The sequence below is a fragment of the Microbulbifer mixtoriginis (SeqCode) genome, assembly GCF_052466865.1.
Genome location: NZ_CP174293.1, coordinates 1,928,983 through 1,955,298 on the forward strand (window position 1 = coordinate 1,928,983; position 26,316 = coordinate 1,955,298).

Sequence of the window (26,316 nt, forward strand, 5' to 3'; positions counted from 1 at the left end):
TAATATCTAATTAGAGTACTTTTGTTATTTCCAATTAGTCTTCTCGGAAGCGGGTAGTGGTTTGAGCAGGTTAAATCTTGCTGAAAAGTTGATTGAGAGTCATTTGATTAGTGGAAAAATGGTTCCAGGGGAGGTTTTGCAGCTCAAAATTGATCAGGTTCTCAGTGAGGATGCCACGGGTACATTGGTCATGTTAGAGCTTGAGGCTCTGGGGGCTAGATCTGTAAAAGCTGAGCTTTGTGCGCAGTATGTAGATCATAACCTTCTAAAGGCAGACCACAGAAATGGGGATGATCATGTTTTCCTGGAGAGCGCCTGTCGAAAATTTGGACTTTGGTATTCGCGCCCCGGAAACGGAATTAGTCACCCTGTACATATGTCTTGTTTTGGAATTCCTGGCAAAACAATGCTTGGAGCTGATAGTCATACCTGTGCTGCAGGTTCACTTTCCATGCTGGCAATGGGCGCAGGGGGAATTGAGATTGCTTTGGCGATGATAGGGTGTCCACTCACCTTGGTCATGCCGAAAGTTTTAGGGGTGTATTTGGAGGGTAATCTGCAGTCATGGGTAAGTGCAAAAGATATTATTTTGGAGCTTTTACGTAGATACACCGCTAGTGGCTGTTGGAATAAGATTGTTGAATATCACGGACCCGGATTAAAAAACCTAACTGCTATGGATCGGCATGTTATTGCCAATATGGGGCATGAGATGGGGGCTATAACCAGTGTTTTCCCGGCTGATGATCAGGTTAGGTTTTTTCTTCGCCAGCAGTCTAGAGAGGAAGATTTTACGGAGCTGAGCGCTGATGAAGGTGCTACTTATGATGAAGAGGCCTTTATTAATCTATCCGAGCTTGAGCCAATGATTGCTTGCCCTTCGCGACCAGATAAGGTGGTGAAAGTTAAAGAAGTTAGCGGCAGACCAGTCTCCCAGAGCTATATTGGGTCTTCTGCAAACCCCGGATTACGTGACTTCTCTATACCGGCATTAATAGTGAGTGGTCGCCATGTGCCAGATAATATGTCTTTCGATATAAACCCCTCCTCGCGCCAAGTGTTACATGGTCTGATCCAGAGCGGTGATCTCGAGAGGTTAATAGGGGCGGGTGCTAGCTTACATGATACCGGTTGTGGTGGTTGTATTGGGATGGGGCAGGCCCCGGCGAGTGGCCATAATAGCCTCAGAACGGTACCGCGCAACTTCCCTGGCCGCTCAGGAACCAAAGAGGACCAGGTTTATTTGTGCAGCCCAGAAACCGCTACTGTAAGTGCGCTCACTGGGAAAATTACAGACCCAAGAGAAATGGATATGGAATATCCCGTTTATGAAGAGCCGGAAACCTTGTTGGATATGCGGCCGCTGATGGGGGCCCCGCAAGAAATTCCTGTAAAAGTGGAGTTAAAAAAAGGGCCTAACATTAAAAAGCTGCCAGTTATGGAGAAGATGCTTAGCGTGATTGATGGGCCGGTTATTTTGAAAGTAGAGGATAATGTCACTACGGATGACATTATTCCCGCTGGTGCTGAGGTATTGCCAATGTGGTCAAATATCCCAGAATTGAGTCGCCATACCTTTTCCAGAATTGATAATTCCTTTTATGAGCGAGCGAGAGGAATTGAAGAGGATCTATTTCTTGTGGCGGGGCACAATTTGGGGTACGGATCTGGACGAGAACATGCGGCAATTACTTTGCGCTATTTAGGTGTTCGTTGCGTTATCGCTAAAAGTGTTACTTTGCCCTATAGGAAAAACCTTATTGATCACGGAGTATTGATATTGACCATGGGAAATGAGAGTGATTATCAGTTTTTTGGTGAGGGGGATAGGCTTCAGTTTTTTGATCTTGCGAGTCTCACTGGTGACAATACGTATTTGGAGCTTAAGAACCTTAGCCGGAATAAAACGATATGGTTAAGGAATGACTTATCTGAGAGGGAAGTTGAGGTAATTAAGTTTGGTGGAAGGATTAACTACATCAAGGGTGTTTTGGGTGGGGTAATGGAGGGTGGTGGAATATTTTAACTGCAACTTTAGGTTTTGTTGGAGGGTTGGCTTATCAGAAACTTGTATACATATTAGAATAAACGTTTAGAAGTGTTGTTGCTTTTTCGGGTTTTTTTGATGTTTTTACGTCTTATGTGCATGGTATTGATATTTGTAATTGTTGGTTGCAATGAGGGTACATTGCAATCGCCATCCGATTTGGTGGGGCCTAAAGAAGGGGAGGCCTCAGAGGATTGTGAAAGCAATCGGCATAAGTTGTTAGTCCGCCTTTCCCTGGCTCCAGTCAGGCTGGGCGGAGGAGATGGCTGCAAGGTGGTCTCTGGTTTGTGGATGGATCCCTATAGCGGCAAGTTTATCCAACAGGCTTCCGATCTGGATGTTGAGCCAGTTGTTCCTGAGTCGTGGGCTCTTCGTCATGGCGGTAGGGGCTGGAGTAGTAATCAACGTAGGGTCTTTGCTGAAGACCCGGCCAACACCTGGTTGGTTGGCAAAGGGCATGGCCTGATCCGGAATGGCCGAGGGCCTGATGAGTGGTTACCTCCTTATCAGCCCGCTCGAACCATTTATATGCAGCAGTTCAGGGCTATTGCCAGAAAGTACAGGCTCGCTCAGTAAAAATTGAGAGGTATCCTTCATAGCAAGCCACTTTTTGCTGGCTTGCTATGAAATAATTTCTTATGTTGCGTGTGATAATTTGTAATCAAATTATATTGCTTCAAGGTTGCTTGTTTTGCTATAGAACCCCTTTCTTATTTTTAAATTTCCAATATCCCATTTACTCTCTCGGTTGGCTATTTTTTTGCTGGTAGCTGGTAGCTGGTAGCTGGTAGCTGGTAGCTGGTAGCTGGTAGCTGTATCCGAGTGGTATTACGGCTATCAATAAAAGCCCCTTTGTGGTTCTCCAAGAATTCTGACATTAATGTCAGCCTAGTGATAAGGGACACCTTCTACCTTTGGCTAAAAGGCTAGGTTCTGCGATCACTTGAACTTCTAGTGCGTTGGGGATTGTGGTAGTGGTTATTGAAGGCTGCATAATTGAAGATATTCTTGGTCCGTTAGGGATCATAAATTGGTAAAGTAATTCCTTAAATCAGTTTTTAGTTAGAGGAGGGGGCATGAAAGGAATTGCAGGAGTTTCGGCCATAGGTATGGGGCTAATCTATATCGCTGCTTTTATATTTTTTGGTTTATTTTGGGCTTTCCCGTCCGCCGGAAGCCCTGCTGAAAAGATGAGGTTTTTGGAGGAAAGCCAATTACTTTTTAATATTGTATACACATTGATGTATTTAGTCTTTGCTGTTTTGTTGGGGTGTTTGGTAGTAGGTTTATATGAAGAGTTAAAAAATAAAAATGCTGGACTCACCATTTTGGCGTCGCTGTTTGGGGCAATCTGGGTGGGATTGGTGATTGCTAGCGGTATGATTGCCAATATTGGGCTTGCCTATGCCATTGGATTGATGGAGCTCAGTCCGGATAAGGCCTTTGAAGCTTGGGGTGTGATTTACCTGATGGTTGAAAGCCTGGGGGGGGGCAATGAGTTAGTGGGGGGCCTCTGGGTACTCATAATAAGTTCAGTCGCTTTGCGAGCGGGAGTGTTTTCAAGATACCTGAATCTAGTTGGCCTTCTCGTTGGTACTGCAGGTGTTGCCACTATTTATCCAGAGGAAATTTTTAAGGAAATATTTGGCGTAAGTCAGATCGTCTGGTTTATCTGGATTGGAATTTCCCTGCTTGGGAAAGAGCAAGAGGGAAATGATTGGGAGGGAGCAGAGATAGTTAATAGGTAGCTGAGAGATCAAGAGAATTTTCCGACGGTTTTTTGAATGGCACGCCAAAAAATGAAAAAAGCGTCTATCCTTTCATTGGGTCAGGTAGTCTTTCACGAGGTGCCTTGGCTAGTGTTTCCGCTGTCATGGAGCTGGAGTGAGGCCTGTAAGGTAGTAACTCGCTATATTGCGCACAGCCCAAAGTGACCAGCCGGTATCGGCTTGGTTAGCTCCTGGGAAGCGAGCGGATTGCATATTACCTGCTGTCAATTCACGGGGTAATGCCCCTGAAAACCTTGGAGATTTTATTGTGAAAAGCACGCATTACATCCTTCCCTTGGTAATTGCCAGTCTTGCTGCTTCTGCTGCCCTGGCAGACAAACACCCCAAGAAGCCAGCAAAGGACTGGACCTGTGCCGACTTCCTGGCTATTGACGATGAATTTAAGCCAAAGGCGGTGTACTGGGCTTCAGCTTACTCAAAGCGTGGTAAGGAAGAGGGTGATATGTTGGATATCGATGGCACTGAAAAGGTGACACCGATGATTATTACGGCTTGTACCAAGGCGCCGAAGGAGTCTTTTTGGGCCAAGTTTAAGGATGAATGGCATAAAATGGGGCGTCATCACGGCAAGGACAAGTCTGATAATAAGATGATGAATATGCAGGGTGGTAGCGGTACTAATAATACAGGTACCAGCCCGAATGGCACTACGAATCCAGGCACAACCCCCAATGGCACTAATGATGGCAGCGGTAACAATAATATGCAGAAGCAAAAGCAGAAACAGTAGCGCCTATCAGCTAACTAAGGTGATACAAGCCCGGCTCAGCCCGGGCTCTGCTTGTTTGGGAGAGGGGCTTGGGGAGGCCTCTAAGCGTGCTGTTTTAAGGAGGAGCTGCTATTGTTGCCCGATAGTGCGTAACAAAGGGAGTTGAGTTATGACGAAGACGGCGAGGGAAGAGGCGAAGCGAGGCAGGAATATAAACCGCTCTGCTAGGATGTTTTGGGGTGGCCTTCTTCTGGCGGGGCTTTTTCTGGCGCTTTTTATGCATTCAGCTAAAGCACTGGTTTCATAAGCTGACAGAAGTGCTGAAGTAAAGCTGATGCGTTGCGGGGGAGTGATTAATGGCGCCCCCGGGTGGACTCGAACCACCAGTCCGGACTTAGGAGGTCCGTGGTTTATCCTGTTAACCGACGGGGGCAGATCGCAGTTGGTTGCGAAGGGCGGCCATTCTATCTGCTACGAGGACAAATGTCATGTCGTGTTTATCTTCTCTGTCTATCTGAGAGTGTCCCCTTACTTTTCCAGAAACCGCTAAAAATTTGAACCTTGTCACTTGAAGTAACATGATGGCGACAGGGTTACTGCACTTCCCGCCGTATCTCTTCTCTTTCACTTTCGGCAATTCTTGGTAATTTTCTCAACTTATCTTGTTAGCTTTGTAACATTTAATGGGTTAATTCGCGGATGATTTTGCATGACGAAATTTTAAAATATTCTGCAGTAAACCTGTCATAGTTGTCTTGTAAATTTCTGCTTGACCAGGATTGTTTGGCATCGCTAATCTGCCAATGCACCGTAAAGTGCGATAAGGATGTTTCTGCTTTCACGGATCAAGATTATGGAGTTTCGTATGGGTGTTAACGTAAACGAAAAGCACATGGTTTTTGATGATGTGGATATTCCACAAATTGCAAATGAAGTACTAAGGCAAGCTACATCTCAGCCGCCACGGGATGCTCGTCGCATGGTTGAGGATAAACTGGAGGAAAGACGCTTAAGTCGAGAATTAATGGATTACGACTTTGATGCCTAGTTAAAAAACAATTAACCAATAGTCTTAGGATAGTGCGGTGCCTGCCGAGTTGATGTAGGTGATATAAGAGCGTTAACAGGGTTCACCGCACAATTAAATTTTTCGCCTTTGCACTCTTTCTTGTTAATGCTTGGTTTGCATTAGTACCAGCTAATCGAAGCCAGCTGGATCTACGTAATAAGTATCTCGCCTATCTTCTTTCGTCTATTTCAATTGATAAAAATCAAGCGGCCAACAACCTGTCATTGAGCCTTACGCTGAGGGTTTTTGGTATTTCTCAACCATCTCTGGTGTTGATTTTTAAAATGGGAATTAATTTTTGAGTTGGGTAGGGAGAGGGTGCCGGCCATAGGCCAGAACCCTCTGTGAAACATGAATGGCCAGAACAATTTACATTTGTGTAACCGTATCTTCCTTGTCTTCTTTTTTCTTGCCGCCAAACCAGCCCATCAACTGCTTGAGTTTGTAAGAAAACTTTCCTCGCTTGGCCTTGCGTTCTTTATCGGCAGCGCTTACCAGCCAGGCAACTTGAATAACCAGGCGCTGTCCCTCAAAGGGGAGGTGGCCATGGAAGGAATTCTCGGCGCGCTTAAAAGCAGCAAGTGTTCCGTAAGAAGGGGGAACTTCTGGGGCGACGGTATCTTCGAAGTCGTCAATGCGCTTTAGAAAGCGCAAGCAGCCGTTGCCATCCAGTGTCCACTCAGGATTGAGGTAGAGTAAGGCCGTGGCAATTTTCGATTTGCCATCGGTGTGAATTCTGCCGTGACGCTTTTTCAGGGTGCGGCTGATAGATACATAGGTTGGATACTGGGAGAGTTTTTCTATTCCTAGATTATTCCCGATCGTATCGGCGAATTCTGGATGGGTAAATTCCTCAATCAGGGTATTGATGGAATCTCCACATTCATGCTTCTCGTAGGGGAGGTAACCGGCCCCCTTTAGGTGTGGAAAGTCCTTCAGGAAGGAGGGCATCATCTCCTTGGTTAAAACATCACGGGCAACAAAAAATGGGAAGGGTTGGCGATTGAGAAGGATATCGTCACCGCTTATGGCGCTGGTATCGAGCCAGCGACGGGTATCCACAGCAAGGCTAGTCATTATTGTGCGTCCTTACAGGCTGGTCCGGTGCCTCTATTCAGCACCGGGTTACATCAAAAGTTTCTGTTGATGTTGACTGCTGAGTCTCCCTCGAATCCCTATGAGGGTGGTACTGGGTACCAACTCACAACCCTCAGGAAAATATCAGAGCTTGGGTGCGGGGCCAATACTGGCGTATAAAAACCCGCTGAATTCCTAAAGATTCTTGTTTGAGATCAAGTTAATGAGGTCAGGGGTGTTGAATATCATGCAATTAGCACAAGTGCCGGTATAATGCCGTTCAGATTTTCGTCAGAGCGGTTTTATCCAAGCAATGTCTGTGACTCCCAAGTCCCCAGCTGTATTGCAAGTGCGCGATCTCGCCTGTGAGCGAGATGGCCGGCGCTTGTTTGAGGGTCTTGATTTCTCGCTGGATGCCGGCGGGGCAATCCAGATCAAGGGAAGTAATGGTGCCGGTAAGACCACACTGTTACGTACCTTGATCGGCAGCACCAGTGATTTCAATGGGGAGATTCTCTGGCGCAATAGCCCCTTTCCCAAAGGACTGCGCGCTATGCGTGAGTCCCTTTTGTATATCGGCCACCGCGGTGGGGTTCGGGGAGGTCTTACTCCTCTGGAAAACCTTACTTGGTATGGGGCTACAGAGACTTCGGCGATGGAGGCTCTGGACAGGGTTGATCTATTCGGCTTTGAGGGTGCTCTTTGCAGCAGCTTATCGGCGGGCCAGAACCGCCGAGTGGCGCTGGCGCGACTCTTTCTTCCCCTGTCGCCCTGCCTGTGGATTCTCGATGAGCCTCTGACCGCTCTGGATGTCGCCGGTGTTGCGGCATTGGAAAAACAAATGGCTGACCATCTTGCATGTGGCGGCTCTCTCCTTCTGACCTCCCACCAGCCTCTCAACCTGCCTGGCTTGGACTTTGTCGATTTGTCTGACTATGCAGTTGAGGAATCTTTTAACGATATGGGGGGAGAGCATGTCTTTAACTGATGTCCAATTACAGTCCGTTGGAGTACGCGCTACCCCAGGTTTTGTGGCGCTCTTTAAAATTGAAATGCTCCTGGCATTGCGCAAGCGAGCAGATATTGCCAACCCACTATTATTTTTTGTAACGGTTCTCGCCCTCTTACCATTGGGAGTGGGACCAGAGCCTGAACTGTTGGCGAAAATGGCGCCGGGAATGATTTGGGTGATGGCGCTACTTGCCACCATGCTCTCTCAAGAGAGTTTGTTCCGTGGGGACTTTGAAGATGGCACTTTGGAGCAGTTAGCACTGTTGCCCCAGCCCCTGTATTTTGCCGTATTGGCTAAATCCCTGGTGCATTGGGTCGCAACGGGCCTGCCACTGGCACTTTTATCTCCGCTCCTGGCGTTGATGTTGAATTTGCCCTCTGAAGGGTATTTGTGTTTGTTCGTGTCGCTGTTTCTGGGGACCGCAAGCCTCAGCCTGATCGGCGCCATAGGTGCGGCGCTCACTGTGGCTCTGCGCCGCCCCGGGTTGTTGCTGGCGTTAATTGTTATGCCACTCTATGTGCCCGTGCTAATCTTCGGCACCGGCGCGGTGCAGGCGGCAATAGATGGCTATGCCTACAGCGCGCAGCTGGCGATTCTGGCCGCACTGTTGGCTGCTGCCGCAGCCCTGGCACCACTGGCGGCAGCGGGGGCAATACGTATCAGCCTGGATAATTGATTCGGAGGTCTTCTTGGCTTGGCAATGGTTTCACCGTTTGGGTTCACCGCGTTGGTTCTATCAAAAAACCAGTGGCTGGTTGCCCTGGCTGGCATTGGCCAGCGTTGTTTTGTTGGTGACGGGTTCGGTATGGGGTCTGGGGTTTGCCCCTGAGGATGCCAAGCAGGGCAATAGCTACCGTATTATCTTTATCCATGTGCCGGCGGCCTTCCTGGCCCTGGCGGGCTATTACATTATGGCGATCAGCGGCGCCATAGGCCTTATCTGGAAGATGAAACTCTCCTTTGCGGTGATGCGCGCAGCGGCCCCAATCGGCGCGGTACTCACCTTTATATCCCTTTTTACTGGCGCGGTCTGGGGAAAGCCCACCTGGGGCACCTACTGGGTTTGGGATGCCAGGATTACCTCGATGTTGATCCTGCTGTTTCTTTATATCGGTGTGATGGCGCTGTCCCAAGCGGTTAGTCGCGAGCAGGTGGCGGACAAGGCCAGTGCGCTATTAGCCCTGGTCGGGACGGTGAATATCCCAATTATTTACAAGTCGGTAGACTGGTGGTTCACCCTCCATCAGCCGGCAACTATCCGTTTGACAGAATCCAGCAGTATCGATCCCAGTATGTTTTACCCGCTGCTGGTAATGATTATCGGTTTCTATTGTACCTATGCCTGGACCCTGCTTATGCATACTCGCGCGTTGATACTACGCCGCGAGATGAAAACCCAATGGGTACAGCAGGAATTAGCTGGGGAGAAGTAAAGTGCAGTTTCAATTTGCCAATTTTGCAGACTTTCTGGCGATGGATGGCCACGGCATTTATGTGTGGATTTCCTTTGCTGTTACTTTTGCGGCCCTCGCAGCCTTAGTCCTCTACCCACAGTTGGCGCGGCGGCGTCTACAGCGGGAGTTGCTTAAGCAGCAGCGTATTGCACAGCGCCGGCGCAAGGCTAAGGCGCAGCAGGCAGATATGGAAGAGCCAGCCTAGCTGGTAATCGATAGGGTTTTTCGCCCGGTGGCTACTGCGGCCGGGCAGATAAGATCAAAAACTTATGGAGTTCACCTAAACAATGCATCCCGTACGCAAGCAACGTCTGATCCTGGTACTTGTTCTGGTCGCCCTTTCCAGTGCCGCCGTAGGTTTTGTCACCTATGCGATGCGAGAAAATATGGATTATTTCTATGCTCCCAGCGCATTTGCCGCAGGTGAGGTGCCTTTTGAGAAGCGCATCCGCGCCGGTGGTTGTGTCGTACCGGGCAGTGTTCAACGCGCGGAAGACAGCCTGGATGTTCAGTTTGTTATTACCGATGGTGAGGCGGAATTGGCGGTCGTGTTCGATAAGATTCTGCCGGACCTATTTGCAGAAGGTGAAGCTGCAGTGATTAGCGGGCAGCTGATGCCCAGTGGCGTCTTGCGTGCCGATCAGGTACTAGCCAAGCACGATGAAAACTACACGCCTCCTGAAGTTGCGGAAAGCATGGTTTCCCACGAAGGCTGCACCGATGGAGCGAAGATATGATCCCTGAACTGGGCCATTTTGCGCTGATAGTCGGCTTGCTACTGTCCCTTGCGCTTTCGATATTGCCAATAGCAGGCAGTTATAGTGCGCGTCCCCTGTGGATGGAGGCCGCCAGGCCACTGGCCTTGGGCGTCTTTGCGTTTGTTTTTATCGCTTATGTCTGCCTGACGGTCGCTTTTATCCAGAGCGACTTCACCGTTAACTATGTAGCGCAGAACTCCAACAGTATTCTCCCGATTTACTATAAGGTCACCGCGGTATGGGGTGGTCACGAGGGCTCTATTCTGCTGTGGCTGTTGATCCAGGCAGGCTGGGCTGCGGCTGTGGCGCTATTTGGCCGCCAGTTGCCGCCGGAGCTGTTAGCGCGAGTGCTCTCAGTGCTGGGTGTGGTACTGATCGGCTTTTTCCTCTTTATTATATTGACGTCTAATCCCTTCGATCGCACTTTGCCATTCCCGCCGATGGAGGGCTCCGACCTGAATCCGCTGCTGCAGGATCCAGGGATGATTTTCCATCCGCCTCTATTGTATATGGGCTACGTGGGATTCTCTGTCGCCTTCGCTTTCGCCATTGCTGCGCTCTTGGGCGGGCATTTGGATGCGGTTTGGGCTCGTTGGGCCAGACCCTGGACGGTAGTCGCTTGGGCTTTCCTCACTCTTGGAATCGCTCTGGGTAGCTGGTGGGCCTATTACGAATTGGGCTGGGGCGGTTGGTGGTTCTGGGACCCCGTGGAGAATGCCTCGCTGATGCCCTGGTTGGTGGGCACCGCACTAATGCACTCATTGGCAGTCACGGAAAAGCGCGGCTTGTTTAAAAGCTGGACTATTCTGCTGGCAATTTTTGCATTCAGTTTGAGCTTGTTGGGCACCTTCCTGGTGCGCTCCGGGGTGATTACTTCTGTGCATGCTTTCGCCACTGACCCGTTGCGCGGTAGTTTTATCCTCGGATTCCTGGCGGTGGTTGTGGGGATCTCACTGTTGTTGTTTGCGCTGCGCGCGCCAGCAGTGAGTGCTCGCAGTGTATTTTCCTTCCGCTCATTGGAGACCTTCCTGCTCGGTAACAATATCCTGCTGATCTTGATTATGGCGATGGTGCTGACTGGCACTTTATATCCGCTGGTGGCAGATGCCTTAAATCTGGGCAAAATCAGTGTTGGCCCTCCCTTCTTCAACCTGTTCTTTGTGCCCCTGATGGTGGTGCTTTGCTTGCTGCTGGGGATGGGGGTGCGTGCGAACTGGAAAGACAGCCGCTGGGACAAGCTTCTCAGCGCCTGGCGCCTGCCATTCCTAGCAGCCCTGGTGGTGGCTCTGGTTTGGCCTCTGGCCTTTGACCATTACCACTGGGGTGCGGTACTCGGCCTCTTTATTGGCGCCTGGGTATTTTGCGCGAGTCTTGCAGATATCGTTTCCAAAACCCGCAATGCCAAATCTTTTATCGCTGGCCTTAAGCGTCAGCGCGCCAGTTACTACGGGATGCATCTTGCCCATATAGGCTTGGCGGTGGCAGTGCTGGGGGTAGTGTTAACGACCGTATACAGCGTGGAAGAAGATTTGCGTATGGGTGCTGGCGACAGCCATCAGGTGGCTGGCTACAACTTTGATTTCGGTGGAGTACGCCTGGCACAAGGTCCAAATTACCGTGCTTTCGAGGGCGTGATCCACGTTAGTAAGAATGGTAAGCCTGTTGCAGAGTTGTATCCGCAGAAGCGCAATTATTTCTCTGGCGGCAACACGATGACCGAAGCGGCAATTGATACTGGCTTATTCCGTGATATTTACGTTGCCCTCGGCGAGCCATTGGACCGCAGTAATCCCAGTGGGGATTGGGCCGTGCGCCTGCAGTACAAGGCCTTTGTGGTGTGGATTTGGTTGGGTGCCCTGCTAATGGCTATTGGTGGTGGCATTGCTGTGGCGGATAAGCGTTACCGCAAAGCTAAGGCGGCGCGCGAGGCATCTCTCAGTGGTAATTTGGCGGCGGCCTAAGTTTCGGGAAGAATTAAATGTCGAGATTAAAACTCTTTTTACCCCTGATAATTTTTGTGGCCCTGGCGCTTTTGTTTTGGCGTGGTTTGTTTTTGAATCCCCAGGAAATGCCTTCGGCATTGCTGAATAAGCCAGTGCCAGAGTTTTCCCTGGAAAAGGTTGCTGATAACAAGCAAGTCATGCAAAAAGGCGACCTGCCCAAGGGGCCGCACCTTCTTAATGTTTGGGCCACCTGGTGTGTGGCCTGCCGTGTTGAGCACCCCTACCTCAACGCCCTTGCAGAGCAGGGCGTACCTATTATTGGTGTTAACCTCAAGGACGATGATTCAGCGGCCATAAAATGGCTGGATAAATTTCACAACCCCTATCTCTTTAGCGTTGCCGACAGGGACGGGCGACTGGCCCTGGACCTGGGCGTCTTTGGTGCTCCAGAAACCTTCCTGGTGGATGCCGAGGGCACTATCCGTTGTAAACACGTTGGCATCGTGGACGATAAGGTGTGGCAAACTAAACTACAGCCACTTTACGAAAAACTAAAAAGCCAGCACTGGGACGCATTTGCCGGTGACCTATCAGATTCCCTCATCTCCCGTTGTCAGTGAGACTGAAGAGAAGAAAAGCCGTTTTATCTGTTGGTTGGGACCAGTAACAGATAAAACGGCCTTTCAGCATCAACTCAAACAAATTCGCCAGAAGTACCCGGATGCCAGTCATCACTGCACGGCGTTGATTATCGGCAATCCCGCCAACCCCACTATGATGCAAGCCGATGATGATGGTGAGCCCGGCGGCAGTGCAGGGCGCCCAATGCTGGAGCTGCTCCTCAAGCAGGGTGTTGGCAATGTGGGCGCTATAGTGACCCGCTATTTTGGTGGAACCAAATTAGGGGTTGGCGGCCTGATGCGTGCCTATCGGGGATCGGTGGGTGCTGCTTTACAGGCTATGCCTTTGGAGAGCTTTGTGCCGTTACAGCAGGCTTCTGTATGCTGTGATTTTGCCCAGGAATCTCGCTTGCGTTTTCTGGTGGCCCGTCATCAAGGCAGTTGCGGCCAGGCGGATTATGCTAGCAAGGTAACAGTGTCTATTTCTTTACCGCAAGATCAATGGCAGTCCCTACGAGAGCTGCTGCTAGCGGAGGCATTTGAGTTTCAGGACTAATTTTTCCAGCTTGCTTGAGGTGTTTAAATAATCTCGTAGAAGCTGAGCTATTTGGGCTAGATGATACCTTGTTTAGCGAACTTTCCGATCTCTTCGGCTGAGTAACCCAATTCTTGTAAGATAGACTCGTTATCTTCCCCCATATGTGGAGCTCGCCGGAATTCTACCGTTTCATCTCCACAGTGTATTGATGGCGCCAGGATTTTGATCTCGTTGCCCGCATCGCTAGTCATGGAGCGAATTCTGCCGGTTTCCGTAACAAAAGGATTATTCAGGGCTTGCTCTACATCATAAATGGGAGCTGCAGGTACCCGGCCGGTTAGTATATTGAGCCACTCTTTTGTAGTTTTTTTTGAGAAAATTTCGTCCAGCTCTGTCGTTAGGCTGTCGCGGTGTTTTAAGCGCGCTTTAAAGTCAACAAATCTTGGGTCTTGGCACAGCCCTGAGTGCCCTACGGCATTGCATAGCTCAACCCAGAATTTTTCCTTATTGCACATCAAGTAAATCCAGTCATCTTTGGTGGTGTATAGCTGGCAGGGGGTTAGGGAAAAGTGTGCAGAGCGAGGCGGTCTCTGTTGATTGTGATCGGCATTTAATTGCCACATGGCGACGTAACAGAGGTTATACAGCGCGTTATCAAATAAACTGACATCTATATCGCGGCCGCGACCCGTTTCCCGGGCGCTGAGGATGCCGGATACCAAGGCTAGAGCCATAGCCACTCCCGTAGATAAGTCCACCAAAGAGAGCCCACAGCGTGTAGGGGGGCTGTCGGGTTCTCCTGTTAATTTGAAATATCCCGCCTCTGCTTGCATGGGGTAATCATAACCGGGCCAGGTTGCCCTGCTTCCACTCCTGCCATAGGCCGTAAGGTGGGCACACACAATTCGTGGATTAATTTTTCTTAAGGCTTTGTAGGTGATGCCTAGCTTTTCTGGGACATCGCCGCGAAGGTTAGAGCTAACTCCATCGGCAGTGGCAATAAGTTTTTGCAGTATCTGCTGTCCCTCCTCGGTTTTGAGGTTGAGTGACAGGCTTTTTTTATTGTGGTTAAACCCTTGGAAAAATAAGCTGGTGTTATCCTTGTTTTCCTCCTCTTCGCCTTTTACAAAGTAAGGGCCAACTGTTCGGCCTACATCACCACCCTGAGAGACATCTTCCACCTTGATGATTTCCGCACCTAAATTGGCCAAATAGAGTGTGCCAAAAGGACCGGCACCATATTGCTCTACAGCAACTACGCGTACGCCTTTCAGGGGGAGCATAGAGTGACATTCCCGGTAATTTCTATATTGGTGAGTGCAAGTTTAGGTTAGATAAAAAGTGTATAGCGGGAAGGTTCTTTGCATAGGCAAGGTTATTGCTAAATCTAATGTACCTTTTATTTTAAGGCGGAGGTCGGCTGCTACTATGCATGGGTACAAGAACGGTCGGGGAATGGGTCCAATAAGTGAATACTACTGCCATGCATTTAAAGAAGAGCTTTCTTTGTCGCAGCATTTTATTTGTGCCTGCCAGTCGACCGGATAGATATCAAAAAGCCTTCACGAGTGGCGCAGATATAGCTTGTGTAGATTTAGAGGACGCCGTCGCCCCAAAGTTTAAAAATGCGGCGCGACAGAATGTAGCAGAATTTTTTCCACCTCCAGACTCTCAATCGTCCTTGAGAGCGCTGCGTATCAATCAATTGTCATCAGAGGCGGGATTAAGAGATGTTTTGTTACTGTTGGGGATGGGGTCAAAACCAGATATTGTAATTCTCCCCAAAGTGGAATCTGCCGAAGAAATCAGTTGGTTTAATGACTTGTTGGCGCCAGTTGAGCAATCAATCGGGCTTTTGCCGCTGGTTGAATCGGCAAAAGGCCTGCAGAACAGTTTGGATATCGCCAGTTCTAATAATGTGCTGGCCATTGGTTTTGGTTTTGCAGACTTTTGTGCAGAAGTGGGGGCAGATATAAGCTGGGAATCTTTACGTTACGCTAGGGGGCGTATTCTACAGGCTGCGGCATACGCGAATATAGATGCTGTGGATGGCCCATATCTGGATCTAGAGGATCTTGAGGGTTTGTTACAGGAAACCCAAAATGTAGCCGCATTAGGTTTTCGTGGAAAAATAGTTTTGCATCCAAGGCAAATCGACCCTGTTCACCAAGGGCTTTCCCCCACAGAAGAAACTGTGCAAAGAGCGCGAAAAATCGTGCAGGCGTTTAAAGAGAACCCCGGTGGTGTAGTGGTGGTTGATGGGCGCATGGTGGATCTACCAGTGGTAGAACGGGCGAGAAAATTGGTTACCTTGGTAGATAGGCAGTAATTCAAGCAGGACTACCGGTATTAATGCCTAAAGCAGAGGGCTCTTATGGATCGATATCGTTTCCCCGCGTATATTTTTCTTGGCAATAATCGCTACCGGGAGCGTTATGGTTTGGATTTCGAGGATTTTAAGGTGGGGCAGGTTTTTCGTCACCGACCGGGGGTGACGATCAGTCAGCAAGATAATGTCGAAGAGTGTGTAAATACTTTTAACCAGGCGATGATTCATTTTGATGAGTACTATGCCGAACACACCGAATTTAAAAGACCTCTCATTAATACAACTCTGATCGTTCAGCGCTTAATGGGTATGATTTGGAAAACTTACTACCGCCGCAAGAAAATTGTTGAGTGGGGTAGTATTGATATGCTGGCTCCGGTATTTGGAGGTGATACTTTATATGCCGAGAGTGAAGTGCTGTTTGTCGGTGCCAATCTGAAAGATTCGGAGTCTGGCCTGATTGAGATTTTACTGAGCGGCTCCAATCAAAAACAACAAAAAACTTGTGAGATACGTTGTACCATGCTGCTTTACAAGCGAGAACATCTGCCATTTTCCGCAAAAAATTATTGATTACTATTTTGCTTGGGAGAAAGTTGTGAAGGATTCGTTGCATTTTCTCAGGGAGGTTGAGCCAAATACCTATATCGAAACCTGTGGCGTTGACTTTGAAGATTTCGAAGAAGGGCAGGTATTCGAGCATCGGCCAGGTCATACTTTCTCTGAGGCTAGCTGCTTACGCTATGCGCGCCACTCTTTTGATTTGAGCCCTGGATATTCTGACCAGCGCTACGCTCGTAGAGTTTATGGTGACAGAGTTAGAGTGCCTGAGACCTTTGTTTTGAGTGCAATGGCTTTGACAACCCGGACATTTGGTAAAGTGGTTGCCAACTTGAGCATGGTAAATTGCAAAGTGGATGCGGTTTACGCTGGAGATACCTTATATTTGGAGTCGGAAGTATTGGGTAAGCGAAAATCCAAATCACGCCCCGATCAAGGTTTACTGCATGTTAGTTCCCGTGCTCTCAACCAACATGGTGCCTGCGTATGTTCTTTTGAGCGTAAGCTATTGATCTATCGACGCAATCTTGGGCCCTATGAAAGGGCTGGATATTAACTTCGATACAATCGAGATGCTCCAGATTCTTGTTCAAGAGCGCCTACAAGAATTCCTGATGTTCAACCAGTGTAATAATGCCCTCCCTGTGGGACCTATAGGTTCCTGAAAACAGCTGCCCTTTACTGACAGCGGTACACAGATCGCGCTTGATAGTTAATACTAATTTGTGGTTTTTACAGTCAATATGCACTATTTCGGCATCGAGAAAATCGAAGTATTGCTTAACAGTAGGGTAGAGTGCCTTAAATAAGCTCTCTTTAGTAGAAAAGGCAATGGTCATCCACTGTCGGAAGGGTAACCCGCTTTTACTAAGGAGGACTTCCTCTGCTCGGTTGATTATATGGCTTTTTATTTCATTCGCAGTATTTATAGCGATTGTCGGCTCATAATCAATGCCTAGGGCCTGTGGCTTATTATTTACGGCACATATGGCAAGGTTATCCGCATGGGTGATAGAGCCTGAGATATCTGCTGGCCATAGAGGGCTTCGGTTGGGGCCAATGGGTATAGGTGTGTTAATAAGCCCAAAATAACTTAGTGCAAGGTGCGCACAATACCTGCCCGCAAGGAATTCGGCTTTGCGTTTTTTATAAGCGTGGGTGATTTCAGATGGGAATTGGATACCCAGCTTTGAAAACAAATCATCCTGATAATTGTCCTGATTGAATTGGCATTCCAGTACCAGGCCTGAAAAATTCAGAGGCTTAATAGGTGAAGCATCTGTAATAAATCCAAATTTATAGTTTAAAGGTGCTTCTTGCTTGGTGTGTAACATTACGGCTATTGGTACTTGTGGCTGCTGCCTCTATCTGCTAGTAGAGTGAGTTTTACAAAGCAAATTTTTGTAAGACATTCTGCCATAGAGCAGTTGCCGATGCAGCTGTACTTGGCTGCACCGGGGCATGTTGTATGAATGACTATGCTCCAGAACTAAAAATCAGTAATTTTTATGGGAGCCGGATGCATCTAATTAAAAAAGCGAGTAAGGACTATTTTTGGCGTAAATCCGCAATAATCGTTCCAAAACTCCGGGCTTCCTCCTCATGAGCGGTCTCCCTCCAGGGTTCTTGAATCGCATCCGCTATCCATTTTTGCATTGAGGGAAGACTGTGAATCAGATCAATATACTGCTTCGCGGTTTTGCTAACAGGTAAATGATAGTTTTTGGCCCTTATTGTTACTGGAGCAAAGAAGGCGTCGACAGCGGTAAATTCCTCGCCAGCCAAAAATGGTCCGCCGAATCTCTGGATACCTTCACTCCATAACTCATCAATCCGCTTGATATCTTTTTGCAGGGGCTCTGAAATTTCATGCAGCTCAACGCTCAGGCCGCAGTTCATTGGGCAGATATTTCTCAGCGCAGAAAAACCAGAATGCATTTCTGCGGAAGCGCTGCGTGACCAGGCACGAGTTACTCGCTCACTCGGCCAGACCTGCGGGAAGTCTTCGGCAATGTACTCAGTAATTGCTAGGGAATCCCAAACCGTCACGTCTTCTGTTTTCAGGCAGGGCACTTGTCCGGTTGGAGAGAAGCTGTGAAATTTTTCCCAACTGCCGCCTTCCTCAAAGGTAACCAGCTTTTCATTAAAAGGTATCTCCAAATGGTGCATCAACAACCAAGGTCTAAGAGACCAGGAGGAGTAGTTTTTATTTCCAATAAACAATTGATACATAAGCTTCCTCTATATGTACTTTTGGTGTTGGAGGCATGGTTGGACAGCGGTTTTTGGCTTCCATCATCGCCGGACGATATCTGATCAATATCACTGCCTGAGGAATAGTATCCTCATAATTTCTATCCGCTGCGACTGGCCTGAAGGCCAATTAGCGCTAACTTTGCGCCAATGACTTTTTCTTTGTGGTTTAGTCGGAACGTGCAAGGAATTTGGTTATAGGAGTGGAGACCAGCATGACAGGAAAGGGGGAGACTTTACACGTAGACATATTGGCACACAGTGAGGTTGCACAGGTTGAATTGGGGTGTCCTACATAGAAAGGCGCTGGAGTCGGTGAGTTATCAGCCCAGCTGGTCGGTTTTGAAAGTTGCACCACTCTTCGTCACCACTTTCGCAGAGCCTTCGGGGTTTCAGCCAGTCAGTACCGCGGGAAGTTTTCTGCTGAAGTCGGGTTCTCTGGTGTTTTGGCGTTAGGGACAGCGATATACGTACTCCGGTATGGCTGGAGCAAGGCCTGGAAGTGGATGCCTTCGGCTGATACAACCTCGGGCGCGAACAGGTTATGATTCCTCCTCTATTGCCTGAACTCAGTACGGAAAACGAAGGATTTATGAGCAAACAGCGCGTATTGACCGGTATCACGACCACCGGTACTCCCCATCTGGGTAACTATGTTGGTGCGATTCGCCCGGCCATCGCCGCAAGCCAGGACGAGAACAACCAGTCTTTTTATTTCCTGGCGGATTATCACGCGTTGATTAAGTGCCAGGACCCGGAACAGGTGCATCAGTCCACCTTGGAGATTGCGGCAACCTGGCTGGCGCTGGGGTTGAATACAGATAATGTGGTTTTCTATCGTCAGTCGGATATCCATGAAATCCCCGAGTTGACCTGGCTGCTTACCTGTATGACTGGTAAAGGCTTGATGAATCGCGCCCATGCCTATAAAGCCGCCGTGGATTCCAACCGTGCAGATGGCGAAGACTCCGATTTTGGCGTCACCATGGGGCTCTATAGCTACCCGATCCTAATGGCTGCAGACATATTGATGTTCAATGCCAACAAGGTGCCGGTGGGTAAAGACCAGGTGCAGCATATTGAGATGGCCCGCGATATCGCTCAGCGCTTCAATCATCACTATGGTGAGCATTTTGCCCTACCCGAGGCGGTAGTGGATGACCACGTGGCTGTTCTGCAGGGACTGGATGGCCGCAAGATGAGCAAGAGCTACGGCAATACCATCCCCTTATTCCTGCCTGAGAAAAAACTGAAAAAGCATATCAACAAGATCAAGACCAATCTCTTGGAACCGGGCGAGCCCAAAGACCCAGAGACTTCCACGGTTTTTCAAATTTGGCAGGCATTTGCTACTCAGGAGCAAACTGCTGAAATGCACAAGGCCTTTGCAGAGGGCATTGCCTGGGGTGAGGCCAAGAAGCAGCTATTCGAACTGGTCAATGGCCAGATTGGCGAGGCGCGTGAACGCTATAATGCTCTGCTTGAGAACCCTTCCCAAATTGAAGAGGAGCTGGAGAAAGGCGCAGCCAAGGCCCGTGCCTACTCGGCACCGTTTATCGAGAAGTTGCGTCACGCGGTGGGTATTCGCAAGATTGGCCAGTAGTCATTTTTACAACGTGGGAAGCTACGGTTAAGAAGTTCTTCCCACGCCTTTCACTCTAATAATAAATAACGAAAGTACAGGGTTTCGATATGGAAAACGTTCAGGCAAGCCCCACTGGGGGCGATGATGCCAATAACAAAAATGGTTGGATCAACCGGGCTCTAAATTTTATTGAGGTCGTGGGTAATAAACTGCCCGACCCCGCGGTGCTCTTCCTGGTATTGATGGTGGCCATTTGGGTGCTGTCCTGGCTGCTATCTGGTGTGAATTTTGATACTTTGCATCCAGCCACGGGAGAAGCGATTCAGGTAACCAATCTTCTCTCCAGTAGTGAGCTGGCCCGCTTTCTCTCTAGTATGGTGACAACCTTTACTGGCTTTGCGCCTCTCGGCGTCGTGTTGGTGGCTATGTTGGGTGTGGGTGTCGCGGAACAGAGTGGCTTTATCAATGCAGTGTTGAAAAAGCTGCTGGCGATAACGCCACAGATGCTGCTCACCCCCATGTTGATTCTGGTGGCGATTGTCAGTCACACCGCAGTGGATGCCGGCTATGTGCTGGTGATTCCCTTAGGTGGTGTGATTTTCTATGCGGCCGGTCGTCATCCTCTGGCGGGAATTGCCGCCGCTTTTGCCGGCGTGTCAGGTGGTTTCTCGGCGAACTTTGTGCCCTCGGCCATTGACCCCTTACTCCAGGGCTTTACTCAAACCGCGGCACAGATCGTTGATCCGGAGATGCAGGTCAACCCGCTTAACAACTGGTTCTTCACCTCTGCGTCCTGCCTAGTGGTCACCATGTTGGGCTGGTGGCTGACCGATAAGGTGATCGAACCCCGCCTGAAGAATGTTGCCATTGATGGCGATAAAGAAGATATGCCGGTAATGCAGGAGCTGGGCGCCCGCGAGAAGAAGGCGATGTACCTGGCAGTTACCGTAATGGTTGCCGGTATTGTTGGCCTTATCGCCTGGATGTTGCCGGAGACCTCTGCATTGCGCGATTCCCAGGGGCAGCTCGCCTCCTTTGCTGCGCCGGTGATGAAGTCTATTGTGCCGCTGATCTTCCTGTTGTTCATTATCCCGGGAGTCGTTTTTGGCTTTGCCGCTGGGACTTTCCACAAGAGTAAGGATGTAATCGATGCGATGTCCAAGACCATGGGTTCCATGGCCTATTACATCGTGATGGCCTTTTTCTGTGCGTTGTTTATTTCCGAATTTGCCCGCTCAGGCCTAGGTACTTTGTTGTCGATTGAGGGGGGTGGTCTACTGGCGGCTATGAACCTGCCGGGCCCGATCACCCTGATGGGGATTATTGTACTGGTGGCGTTCATCAATCTGTTTGTAGGGTCTGCCTCCGCCAAGTGGGCGTTGCTCTCCCCGATTTTTGTGCCCATGCTGATGCAGATTGGATTCTCTCCGGATCTGACTCAGGCGGCTTACCGGGTTGGTGACTCCTCCACTAACATCATTACGCCATTGATGCCTTACTTCCCGCTGGTAGTGGTTTATTGTCAGCGCTATGTGAAGAGTACAGGTATAGGTACTCTGGTATCTATTATGCTGCCTTACTCGGTGGTGTTCCTGATCTGCTGGACCCTGTTCCTCGTTCTTTACTGGAACCTGGGTTTGCCTTTGGGGCTGCAGGCGAGCTATACCTATCCGACACCTTAATGAGTGGTTGGCCCCAGAGTGTGTTTACCCGCTTTGGAGCCAAAACAATTCTCTATAAGAGGCACCCCAATTCTGGGTGCCTCTTATCCTTCTCTCCTGCGGTTGAAAATTAACTGAACACCTTCCAGCCCGCTCTGCACGCTACCGCCAAAATATAAAAATATTGGCTAATTTTTGCTCTTACAGATTGGCTGTATTAATCAGCTCCATCGTGCCTAAGGTTCTCAACTTATCATTTTTGGGGTGTCAGTTAAGTTTCTACCCCGGTTTAGTCCTGTCTGTATACGAGCCTTTGTCTACTTGGTGAGTTGCACTAGTAAAAAAATGTTCTAATAATGTTGTAAGTGATAACGATTCCTATTAAGATCCGCGTCATCAGATGTCGGCAGCAGTAGCTGTGGCAACAAAAATCTTCCAATGATTGTTGAGGGATCCCCATGGGCACCGCTCGTTTCCAAGGTTTACGCCAAAACTCCTCTCCTGTTATCTCCGGCCTTAGCCGTTCGCTGTTGGCGCTGGCTGTTGCTGCAGGCAGTTCAGCAGCTTTTGCTGCCGAAGATAAAAATGAAATTCTTGAAGAGGTTAACGTAACCGGCGAGCTCAACCTGTCCCGCCAGACTTCTATTGGTAAGCAAGATATTCCAGTTGATGAGACACCGTTCTCTATCTCTCTGCGTGATAAAGACTTCTTCGATATTACTGGCTCTAAAACTGTGCAGGATATCCTGCAGTACTCTGCTGGAGTGAATGGCGGCTTGTTTGGTGTTGATGCTCGCGGCGACTGGTCTACCGTGCGTGCTGTTGACCCAGTCATGTTTGTCGATGGACTAAAAACAACCTTCGGTAGCTATACCGGCTCACGTGCAAACCTCTACGCTTTTGAGCGCGTGGAAATTCTTAAAGGGCCGTCTTCAGTCCTTTATGGGCAGGGTTCTACTGGAGGTATCGTCAACTTGGTTTCCAAGCGCCCCAAAGAGGAGTTTGGTGGTGAACTGATGGTGCAGGGCGGAGACTATGATCGTAAGGTAATTGCTGGCGATGTTACTGGAGCCCTGGATAGCGATGGAGAGTGGCTCTACCGCGTAGTGGGTTATGCTCGTGATGCCGATGCTCAGGTTGATCATGTCGATGACGACAGCATTCTGTTTATGCCTTCCATTTCCTGGCGCCCCAGTGCGGATACCGAAATTACTTTCCTGGTGAACCATCAAGAAGAAAAGACAGGTACCACTGCGGCCTTCTTGCCTTGGGGCGGCACCATTGTTGATAACGTAAACGGTGAAATCCCGACCGATACCTTTATTAGTGAGCCAGGTTGGGATAAGTACAACACTGAACAAACCGCTTATAGCTTGTGGGTTGATCATCGTTTAAATGATAGCTGGGGCATCAATGCAGGCCTTCGTTATTCAAAAGGGGATGTCGACTACAACTCAATGTATGCTGACTACACTCCTGCACTGCGCTTACAAAAAGATCTTCGTGAAGTGTCGCGCACTGTCTATATGAAAGATGCGAAAAGCGATCTTTTGATTTTTGACCTGCGCTTATCAGGCGAGCTGACTACTGGTGCTTTTGAGCATCAGATTTCTGCAGGTATTGATAGCCAGAATGCAGAAATCGATAACAGCATTTTGAGAGTGCGTGGCCTCGGTGGCGACATTGATATTTTTGACCCGGTTTATGGTTCTGTACCAGAAGGACTGGAAGAGCGGGAGAGAGAAAATACCGATGTCAATGCTGAGCAGGTAGGTATTTATTTCCAAGACCAAGTTAGCCTTGGTAACTTTATTTTTAACTTGGGCTTGCGTGAAGATAGATTATCATCGAGAACACAAAGTAATGTTGCTAAAAATGTAAGTGGCAAACAGAGAGAGACGGAACTCACTAAAAGATTTGGCTTAATGTATGCCTTCGACAGTGGTGTATCGCCTTATGTTAGCTATTCAGAATCTTTTGAAGCTGTTTTAGCCGATCCGAATAGCCAGGGTGGTACCTACGAGCCTGTTAAAGGGGAGCAAGTTGAAGCCGGTATTAAATACCAGCCAGAAGGTACTAATATCCTGATGACTGCTTCTGCTTTTGAGATTAAGCAGAAAAATCGCTTAACTTACGGACTTGACGGATCTTTCCGACAAATCGGTGAGGCGCAGATTGATGGATTTGAGCTTGAGGCCAGTGGACAGTGGGGCAATCTGACACTGGTGGCTAATTACAGCCAGATGGATACTGAAGTACTAGAAAGCAGCAATCCATTTGAGGTTGGCACTGAGATCGAGACTGTACCTGAGGAGCAATTCTCTCTCTGGGGCAACTATGACTTTAGTGAGTGGGTTCCCGGTCTAAGCATTGGGGCAGGTGCTCGTCATGTTGGTGAGAGTTATACCGGTATTGATAAAGTGCTTCCACTTTATGCACTTTATTATGGTGGCCTTCCTGCTGGCTCAGCAGATTTTCCCACAGAAAATCCATCCTACACCTTATATGACGCAACCATCGGCTACACCCTGGAAAGCTGGAAATTCCAGCTCAATGTGAAAAACCTGACCGATGAAGTTCACACCACTTCTTGCTTGAGCCGTGGTGATTGCTTCTACGGCGAGCGTCGCTACGTGACTGCTGAGGCACGTTACACTTTTTAAGTTAGAGTAGACTGGGAGTTTGTCCGCAGGGGGAGTCTGTGGGCAAGCTCCCTTTTTTGCGTTTCACTATCGGGCGGGAGTCGAAATCTCCCAGTGTGATATTTATGCCGAGTTCCTTCTATTTTATTGCCGGACTGGCCACTATTTTTGCCATTGCCGGTATTTTTAGTCTCTATTCAGCCTGGCTGCGTAGCGGCTCCCAGCCGTTGCGCCGCTGGAGTGGCTGGGGCCTGCTGTTGTTATCGGCATTCGCTTGGAGTGCAGTGGTGGGGGTGGAATATGGTGTGAGTATTGCCACTCTCCTGACCATGCTGGCCGCCCTGACCTTGCTCGTATCAAAAGGTGATTGGCCGAGCGGCCCCCCGCGGAAGGAAAAACAGAGGTCGGGTGGGGCTGCATCTAATGAGGCCTTGCTGCAATTATGGCTGCGAGGTGTTTTACGTTTCCTGGCTATCGCATTGTTACCAACAGCCAGTGGCCTTTTGGCCGGCCTTCTTTATTTTGGCTTCACCGGGTTTGGTGAGAGTGCCCGTCTTGTAGGGGGCGCTTTTGTTGCCGTTATTGTTTGGACCCTGGCGATGGTTTGGTGTAGTGCGGATAAGAAACTGCTGCGCCCCAGTGCAGCGCTAGTAGTTTTTTCACTGGCGAGTGGCTTTGCCGTAATGCCAGCGGCGTAAGCTAATAACGATTTTGAGATCAAAGAGACCTCACTAGGAATTCAACGTGAAATTTTCCCTAAAGCCAACCCCTGCTTTTGTGCGTGATATGACTGACGGACATTCGGTTCTCGGTCTGGCCACCTCCACTTTGCTCTATATCGTTTGTGTCAGTGGAACACTTGCGGTTTTTTACAATGAATTTGAACGCTGGGAGCAGGCTTCAGAGCTGGAAAATCTCGATGTCAGTCCCTCTGTATATCAGCTTGCCACTGAACAGGCGGTTGCCCTGGCGAAAGAGCAAAACGAAGAATTTGAATCAGTAAAATTTACCATCCCCAACTCAGATATGCCCAGGTTGACTGTGGAAGTGGGTGATATTGAGCGTTATGTCGACGAGGATGGTTCTTTATTGGGTGAGGTTCAGCACGAGTGGACGCACTTCCTCGCCTATTTGCATTTTGCACTAAATCTGCCCTTGGGGTTGGGGGTTCCTCTTGTAGGCTTGATCGGTGTATTGATGACCGCACTGATTATCTCTGGATTATTGGCACACCCGAAAATCATTAAGGATGCCTTCTCTCTGCGCCTGGCGGGTTCAAAGCGTTTGCAGCAAGTGGACTTGCACAATCGACTGGGCGTCTGGGCTGCACCATTTCACTTGGCGATTGCTATTACCGGCGCTTTTATTGGACTTTCACAGGTTGCGGCTTTTGCAATTGCTGGTGTTTTCTTTGCTGGGGATACCGAGAAAGTTGAGCATATGTTGTATCGCGAGCACCCGGTGATGAAAGAGAATGCCGCACAGGTGCCTCTTCCAGATTTTGCTGCGATTCTTGCGCAAATGGAGCAGATCGCACCGGGTGAGGAGCGTACTAAGCTAGAGGTTGCCTTCCCTGGCCGCGAGGGGCAGGTAGTGGAGGTTTGGACGCGGGTTCCCGCAAAGCTGGTTTGGGGAGAGCGCTACCACTTTAATGGGGATGGCAGCCTGATAGAAAAAGAGGGATGGTCTGAAGGTGATGCGGCCAAGCAAGTATACCTCTCCACATTCCGTCTGCACTTCGGGCATTTCTCCGGTTTCCCAGTAAAAATTGCCTATTTCTTACTGGGCATTGGCATGTGTGTGCTGGTGGTTTCAGGTATTAATATCTGGTTGGTGCGCAAGCGCCAGCGGGGGCAGCCAGCGGTGCGCCTTGAGCGTATTTGGATGGCTCAGGTCTGGGGAATTCCTTTTGCTATTGCATTCAGTGCTGTGACTTACCTAGCCTTTGCTATTCCTGCCGCTCAGGTATTCTGGTTGACCACAATCGTTTTAAGTGGGATAGCTGCTTTTGTGGGGACTGTTGCCGGTTGGTCTATGTTGCTCCGCGGAGCTACCACCGCAGCCTGCATTCTGGCTGTGGTTGTTCACGCTTCCCTGTATGGGGCGGATTCCTTTGTGAGGGCCTCACTGGTTGCCAATGCTGTGTGGCTGCTGATTGCTGCAGGTATCGCGGCCTCCTGCCTCTATACCTGGGTGCGCCACCGGGATGGCGCCTTTGCTTCCACTGTTGGTGGGGCAGTTGGAAGTAACTAAGCTGGTATAGCCCGG

The 26,316-nt window shown here is 49.2% G+C and carries 25 protein-coding genes and 1 tRNA gene; 21 read left to right on the forward strand and 5 right to left on the reverse strand.

The features are described from left to right. Positions 1-61 precede the first annotated feature (61 nt). The 4 genes from ACJJJA_RS08960 (at position 62) to hdeA (ending at position 4,567) form a co-directional block, all read left to right on the forward strand. A complete protein-coding gene (locus tag ACJJJA_RS08960) occupies positions 62-2,026 on the forward strand; it encodes an aconitate hydratase (RefSeq protein ID WP_444904358.1) in 1,965 nt (654 codons plus the stop codon). 162 nt (positions 2,027-2,188) lie between these two features. Then, positions 2,189-2,623: an HNH endonuclease gene (locus ACJJJA_RS08965; RefSeq protein ID WP_444885471.1), complete on the forward strand. Its 435-nt coding sequence runs from the start codon at positions 2,189-2,191 to the stop codon at positions 2,621-2,623. Positions 2,624-3,123: 500 nt separating this feature from the next. Then, the gene (locus ACJJJA_RS08970) at positions 3,124-3,795 is read left to right on the forward strand and encodes a hypothetical protein (RefSeq protein WP_444904359.1); all 672 of its coding nucleotides are present in this window, start codon (positions 3,124-3,126) and stop codon (positions 3,793-3,795) included. Between the two features lie 289 nt (positions 3,796-4,084). Then, on the forward strand, positions 4,085-4,567 hold the full coding sequence (gene hdeA, locus ACJJJA_RS08975) for an acid-activated periplasmic chaperone HdeA (RefSeq protein WP_444885469.1): 483 nt from the start codon (positions 4,085-4,087) through the stop codon (positions 4,565-4,567). A 336-nt stretch (positions 4,568-4,903) separates the two neighbouring features. On the opposite strand, the gene ACJJJA_RS08980 is transcribed toward hdeA, so the two are convergent. Continuing rightward, positions 4,904-4,979 (reverse strand) — tRNA-Arg (locus ACJJJA_RS08980). Between the two features lie 432 nt (positions 4,980-5,411). Here ACJJJA_RS08980 and ACJJJA_RS08985 point away from each other — a divergent pair. Beyond that, on the forward strand, positions 5,412-5,594 hold the full coding sequence (locus ACJJJA_RS08985) for a PA3496 family putative envelope integrity protein (RefSeq protein WP_252085312.1): 183 nt from the start codon (positions 5,412-5,414) through the stop codon (positions 5,592-5,594). Positions 5,595-5,984: 390 nt separating this feature from the next. Here ACJJJA_RS08985 and ACJJJA_RS08990 read toward each other — a convergent pair whose 3' ends face one another. Further along, positions 5,985-6,692 (reverse strand): 2OG-Fe(II) oxygenase, encoded by a 708-nt coding sequence (locus ACJJJA_RS08990; protein WP_444885468.1) that lies wholly within the window; start codon positions 6,690-6,692, stop codon positions 5,985-5,987. Between the two features lie 313 nt (positions 6,693-7,005). Between ACJJJA_RS08990 and ccmA the strand changes: the two genes are divergently transcribed. The 8 genes from ccmA (at position 7,006) to ACJJJA_RS09030 (ending at position 13,035) form a co-directional block, all read left to right on the forward strand. Continuing rightward, positions 7,006-7,680, forward strand: a complete 675-nt coding sequence (gene ccmA / locus ACJJJA_RS08995; protein WP_444904360.1) for a cytochrome c biogenesis heme-transporting ATPase CcmA — start codon at positions 7,006-7,008, stop codon at positions 7,678-7,680. Then, positions 7,667-8,380: a heme exporter protein CcmB gene (ccmB, locus tag ACJJJA_RS09000; RefSeq protein ID WP_444885466.1), complete on the forward strand. Its 714-nt coding sequence runs from the start codon at positions 7,667-7,669 to the stop codon at positions 8,378-8,380. The genes ccmA and ccmB overlap by 14 nt, the downstream gene beginning before the upstream one ends. Before the next feature lie 13 nt (positions 8,381-8,393). Beyond that, a complete protein-coding gene (locus ACJJJA_RS09005; protein ID WP_252085316.1) occupies positions 8,394-9,137 on the forward strand; it encodes a heme ABC transporter permease in 744 nt (247 codons plus the stop codon). A 1-nt stretch (position 9,138) separates the two neighbouring features. Further along, positions 9,139-9,363 (forward strand): heme exporter protein CcmD, encoded by a 225-nt coding sequence (gene ccmD, locus ACJJJA_RS09010; RefSeq protein WP_252085317.1) that lies wholly within the window; start codon positions 9,139-9,141, stop codon positions 9,361-9,363. An 82-nt stretch (positions 9,364-9,445) separates the two neighbouring features. Beyond that, a complete protein-coding gene (gene ccmE / locus ACJJJA_RS09015; protein ID WP_252085318.1) occupies positions 9,446-9,895 on the forward strand; it encodes a cytochrome c maturation protein CcmE in 450 nt (149 codons plus the stop codon). Beyond that, the gene (locus tag ACJJJA_RS09020; RefSeq protein ID WP_444904361.1) at positions 9,892-11,877 is read left to right on the forward strand and encodes a heme lyase CcmF/NrfE family subunit; all 1,986 of its coding nucleotides are present in this window, start codon (positions 9,892-9,894) and stop codon (positions 11,875-11,877) included. Before ccmE ends, ACJJJA_RS09020 begins: the two co-directional genes overlap by 4 nt. A gap of 17 nt (positions 11,878-11,894) precedes the next feature. Next, on the forward strand, positions 11,895-12,479 hold the full coding sequence (locus ACJJJA_RS09025) for a DsbE family thiol:disulfide interchange protein (RefSeq protein ID WP_444885463.1): 585 nt from the start codon (positions 11,895-11,897) through the stop codon (positions 12,477-12,479). Further along, the gene (locus ACJJJA_RS09030) at positions 12,442-13,035 is read left to right on the forward strand and encodes an IMPACT family protein (RefSeq protein WP_444904362.1); all 594 of its coding nucleotides are present in this window, start codon (positions 12,442-12,444) and stop codon (positions 13,033-13,035) included. The genes ACJJJA_RS09025 and ACJJJA_RS09030 overlap by 38 nt, the downstream gene beginning before the upstream one ends. Before the next feature lie 56 nt (positions 13,036-13,091). On the opposite strand, the gene ACJJJA_RS09035 is transcribed toward ACJJJA_RS09030, so the two are convergent. After that, the gene (locus tag ACJJJA_RS09035; RefSeq protein ID WP_444904363.1) at positions 13,092-14,300 is read right to left on the reverse strand and encodes a CaiB/BaiF CoA transferase family protein; all 1,209 of its coding nucleotides are present in this window, start codon (positions 14,298-14,300) and stop codon (positions 13,092-13,094) included. A gap of 185 nt (positions 14,301-14,485) precedes the next feature. Between ACJJJA_RS09035 and ACJJJA_RS09040 the strand changes: the two genes are divergently transcribed. From ACJJJA_RS09040 to ACJJJA_RS09050, 3 genes are read left to right on the forward strand one after another with little or no spacing between them, the layout of a single operon-like run. Continuing rightward, entirely contained in the window at positions 14,486-15,346 is an 861-nt protein-coding gene (locus ACJJJA_RS09040) for an HpcH/HpaI aldolase/citrate lyase family protein (RefSeq protein ID WP_444904364.1), read from the forward strand. 45 nt (positions 15,347-15,391) lie between these two features. Further along, complete coding sequence (locus ACJJJA_RS09045; RefSeq protein WP_444904365.1) at positions 15,392-15,919, forward strand: MaoC family dehydratase; 528 nt, start codon at positions 15,392-15,394, stop codon at positions 15,917-15,919. Positions 15,920-15,944: 25 nt separating this feature from the next. Next, a complete protein-coding gene (locus tag ACJJJA_RS09050; protein ID WP_444885459.1) occupies positions 15,945-16,463 on the forward strand; it encodes a MaoC family dehydratase in 519 nt (172 codons plus the stop codon). 43 nt (positions 16,464-16,506) lie between these two features. On the opposite strand, the gene ACJJJA_RS09055 is transcribed toward ACJJJA_RS09050, so the two are convergent. Both ACJJJA_RS09055 and ACJJJA_RS09060 read right to left on the reverse strand, forming a co-directional pair. Further along, on the reverse strand, positions 16,507-17,241 hold the full coding sequence (locus ACJJJA_RS09055) for a 4'-phosphopantetheinyl transferase family protein (protein WP_444904366.1): 735 nt from the start codon (positions 17,239-17,241) through the stop codon (positions 16,507-16,509). A gap of 214 nt (positions 17,242-17,455) precedes the next feature. Further along, the gene (locus ACJJJA_RS09060; protein ID WP_444904367.1) at positions 17,456-18,139 is read right to left on the reverse strand and encodes a glutathione S-transferase family protein; all 684 of its coding nucleotides are present in this window, start codon (positions 18,137-18,139) and stop codon (positions 17,456-17,458) included. A gap of 613 nt (positions 18,140-18,752) precedes the next feature. Between ACJJJA_RS09060 and ACJJJA_RS09065 the strand changes: the two genes are divergently transcribed. The 5 genes from ACJJJA_RS09065 (at position 18,753) to ACJJJA_RS09085 (ending at position 26,301) form a co-directional block, all read left to right on the forward strand. Further along, positions 18,753-19,763: a tryptophan--tRNA ligase gene (locus tag ACJJJA_RS09065; RefSeq protein ID WP_252085328.1), complete on the forward strand. Its 1,011-nt coding sequence runs from the start codon at positions 18,753-18,755 to the stop codon at positions 19,761-19,763. A gap of 89 nt (positions 19,764-19,852) precedes the next feature. Beyond that, the gene (locus ACJJJA_RS09070; protein ID WP_252085329.1) at positions 19,853-21,427 is read left to right on the forward strand and encodes an AbgT family transporter; all 1,575 of its coding nucleotides are present in this window, start codon (positions 19,853-19,855) and stop codon (positions 21,425-21,427) included. 437 nt (positions 21,428-21,864) lie between these two features. Then, complete coding sequence (locus ACJJJA_RS09075; RefSeq protein WP_444904368.1) at positions 21,865-24,069, forward strand: TonB-dependent siderophore receptor; 2,205 nt, start codon at positions 21,865-21,867, stop codon at positions 24,067-24,069. 38 nt (positions 24,070-24,107) lie between these two features. After that, on the forward strand, positions 24,108-24,746 hold the full coding sequence (locus tag ACJJJA_RS09080; protein ID WP_444904369.1) for a hypothetical protein: 639 nt from the start codon (positions 24,108-24,110) through the stop codon (positions 24,744-24,746). Positions 24,747-24,792: 46 nt separating this feature from the next. After that, on the forward strand, positions 24,793-26,301 hold the full coding sequence (locus tag ACJJJA_RS09085) for a PepSY-associated TM helix domain-containing protein (RefSeq protein ID WP_444904370.1): 1,509 nt from the start codon (positions 24,793-24,795) through the stop codon (positions 26,299-26,301). The last annotated feature ends 15 nt before the right edge of the window (positions 26,302-26,316 follow it).

Excerpts from the sequence above, each read along its gene's own strand:
- ACJJJA_RS09055 (WP_444904366.1), bottom strand. The coding sequence starts at position 17,241 with ATGTTACACACCAAGCAAGAAGCACCTTTAAACTATAAATTTGGATTT.
- ACJJJA_RS09070 (WP_252085329.1), top strand. The coding sequence starts at position 19,853 with ATGGAAAACGTTCAGGCAAGCCCCACTGGGGGCGATGATGCCAATAAC.
- ACJJJA_RS08970 (WP_444904359.1), top strand. The coding sequence starts at position 3,124 with ATGAAAGGAATTGCAGGAGTTTCGGCCATAGGTATGGGGCTAATCTAT.
- ACJJJA_RS09025 (WP_444885463.1), top strand. The coding sequence starts at position 11,895 with ATGTCGAGATTAAAACTCTTTTTACCCCTGATAATTTTTGTGGCCCTG.
- ccmA (WP_444904360.1), top strand. The coding sequence starts at position 7,006 with ATGTCTGTGACTCCCAAGTCCCCAGCTGTATTGCAAGTGCGCGATCTC.
- ACJJJA_RS08990 (WP_444885468.1), bottom strand. The coding sequence starts at position 6,692 with ATGACTAGCCTTGCTGTGGATACCCGTCGCTGGCTCGATACCAGCGCC.
- ACJJJA_RS09065 (WP_252085328.1), top strand. The coding sequence starts at position 18,753 with ATGAGCAAACAGCGCGTATTGACCGGTATCACGACCACCGGTACTCCC.
- ACJJJA_RS09045 (WP_444904365.1), top strand. The coding sequence starts at position 15,392 with ATGGATCGATATCGTTTCCCCGCGTATATTTTTCTTGGCAATAATCGC.
- ACJJJA_RS08985 (WP_252085312.1), top strand. The coding sequence starts at position 5,412 with ATGGGTGTTAACGTAAACGAAAAGCACATGGTTTTTGATGATGTGGAT.
- ccmB (WP_444885466.1), top strand. The coding sequence starts at position 7,667 with ATGTCTTTAACTGATGTCCAATTACAGTCCGTTGGAGTACGCGCTACC.
- ACJJJA_RS09060 (WP_444904367.1), bottom strand. The coding sequence starts at position 18,139 with ATGTATCAATTGTTTATTGGAAATAAAAACTACTCCTCCTGGTCTCTT.
- ACJJJA_RS09075 (WP_444904368.1), top strand. The coding sequence starts at position 21,865 with ATGGGCACCGCTCGTTTCCAAGGTTTACGCCAAAACTCCTCTCCTGTT.
- ACJJJA_RS09020 (WP_444904361.1), top strand. The coding sequence starts at position 9,892 with ATGATCCCTGAACTGGGCCATTTTGCGCTGATAGTCGGCTTGCTACTG.
- ACJJJA_RS09035 (WP_444904363.1), bottom strand. The coding sequence starts at position 14,300 with ATGCTCCCCCTGAAAGGCGTACGCGTAGTTGCTGTAGAGCAATATGGT.
- ccmE (WP_252085318.1), top strand. The coding sequence starts at position 9,446 with ATGCATCCCGTACGCAAGCAACGTCTGATCCTGGTACTTGTTCTGGTC.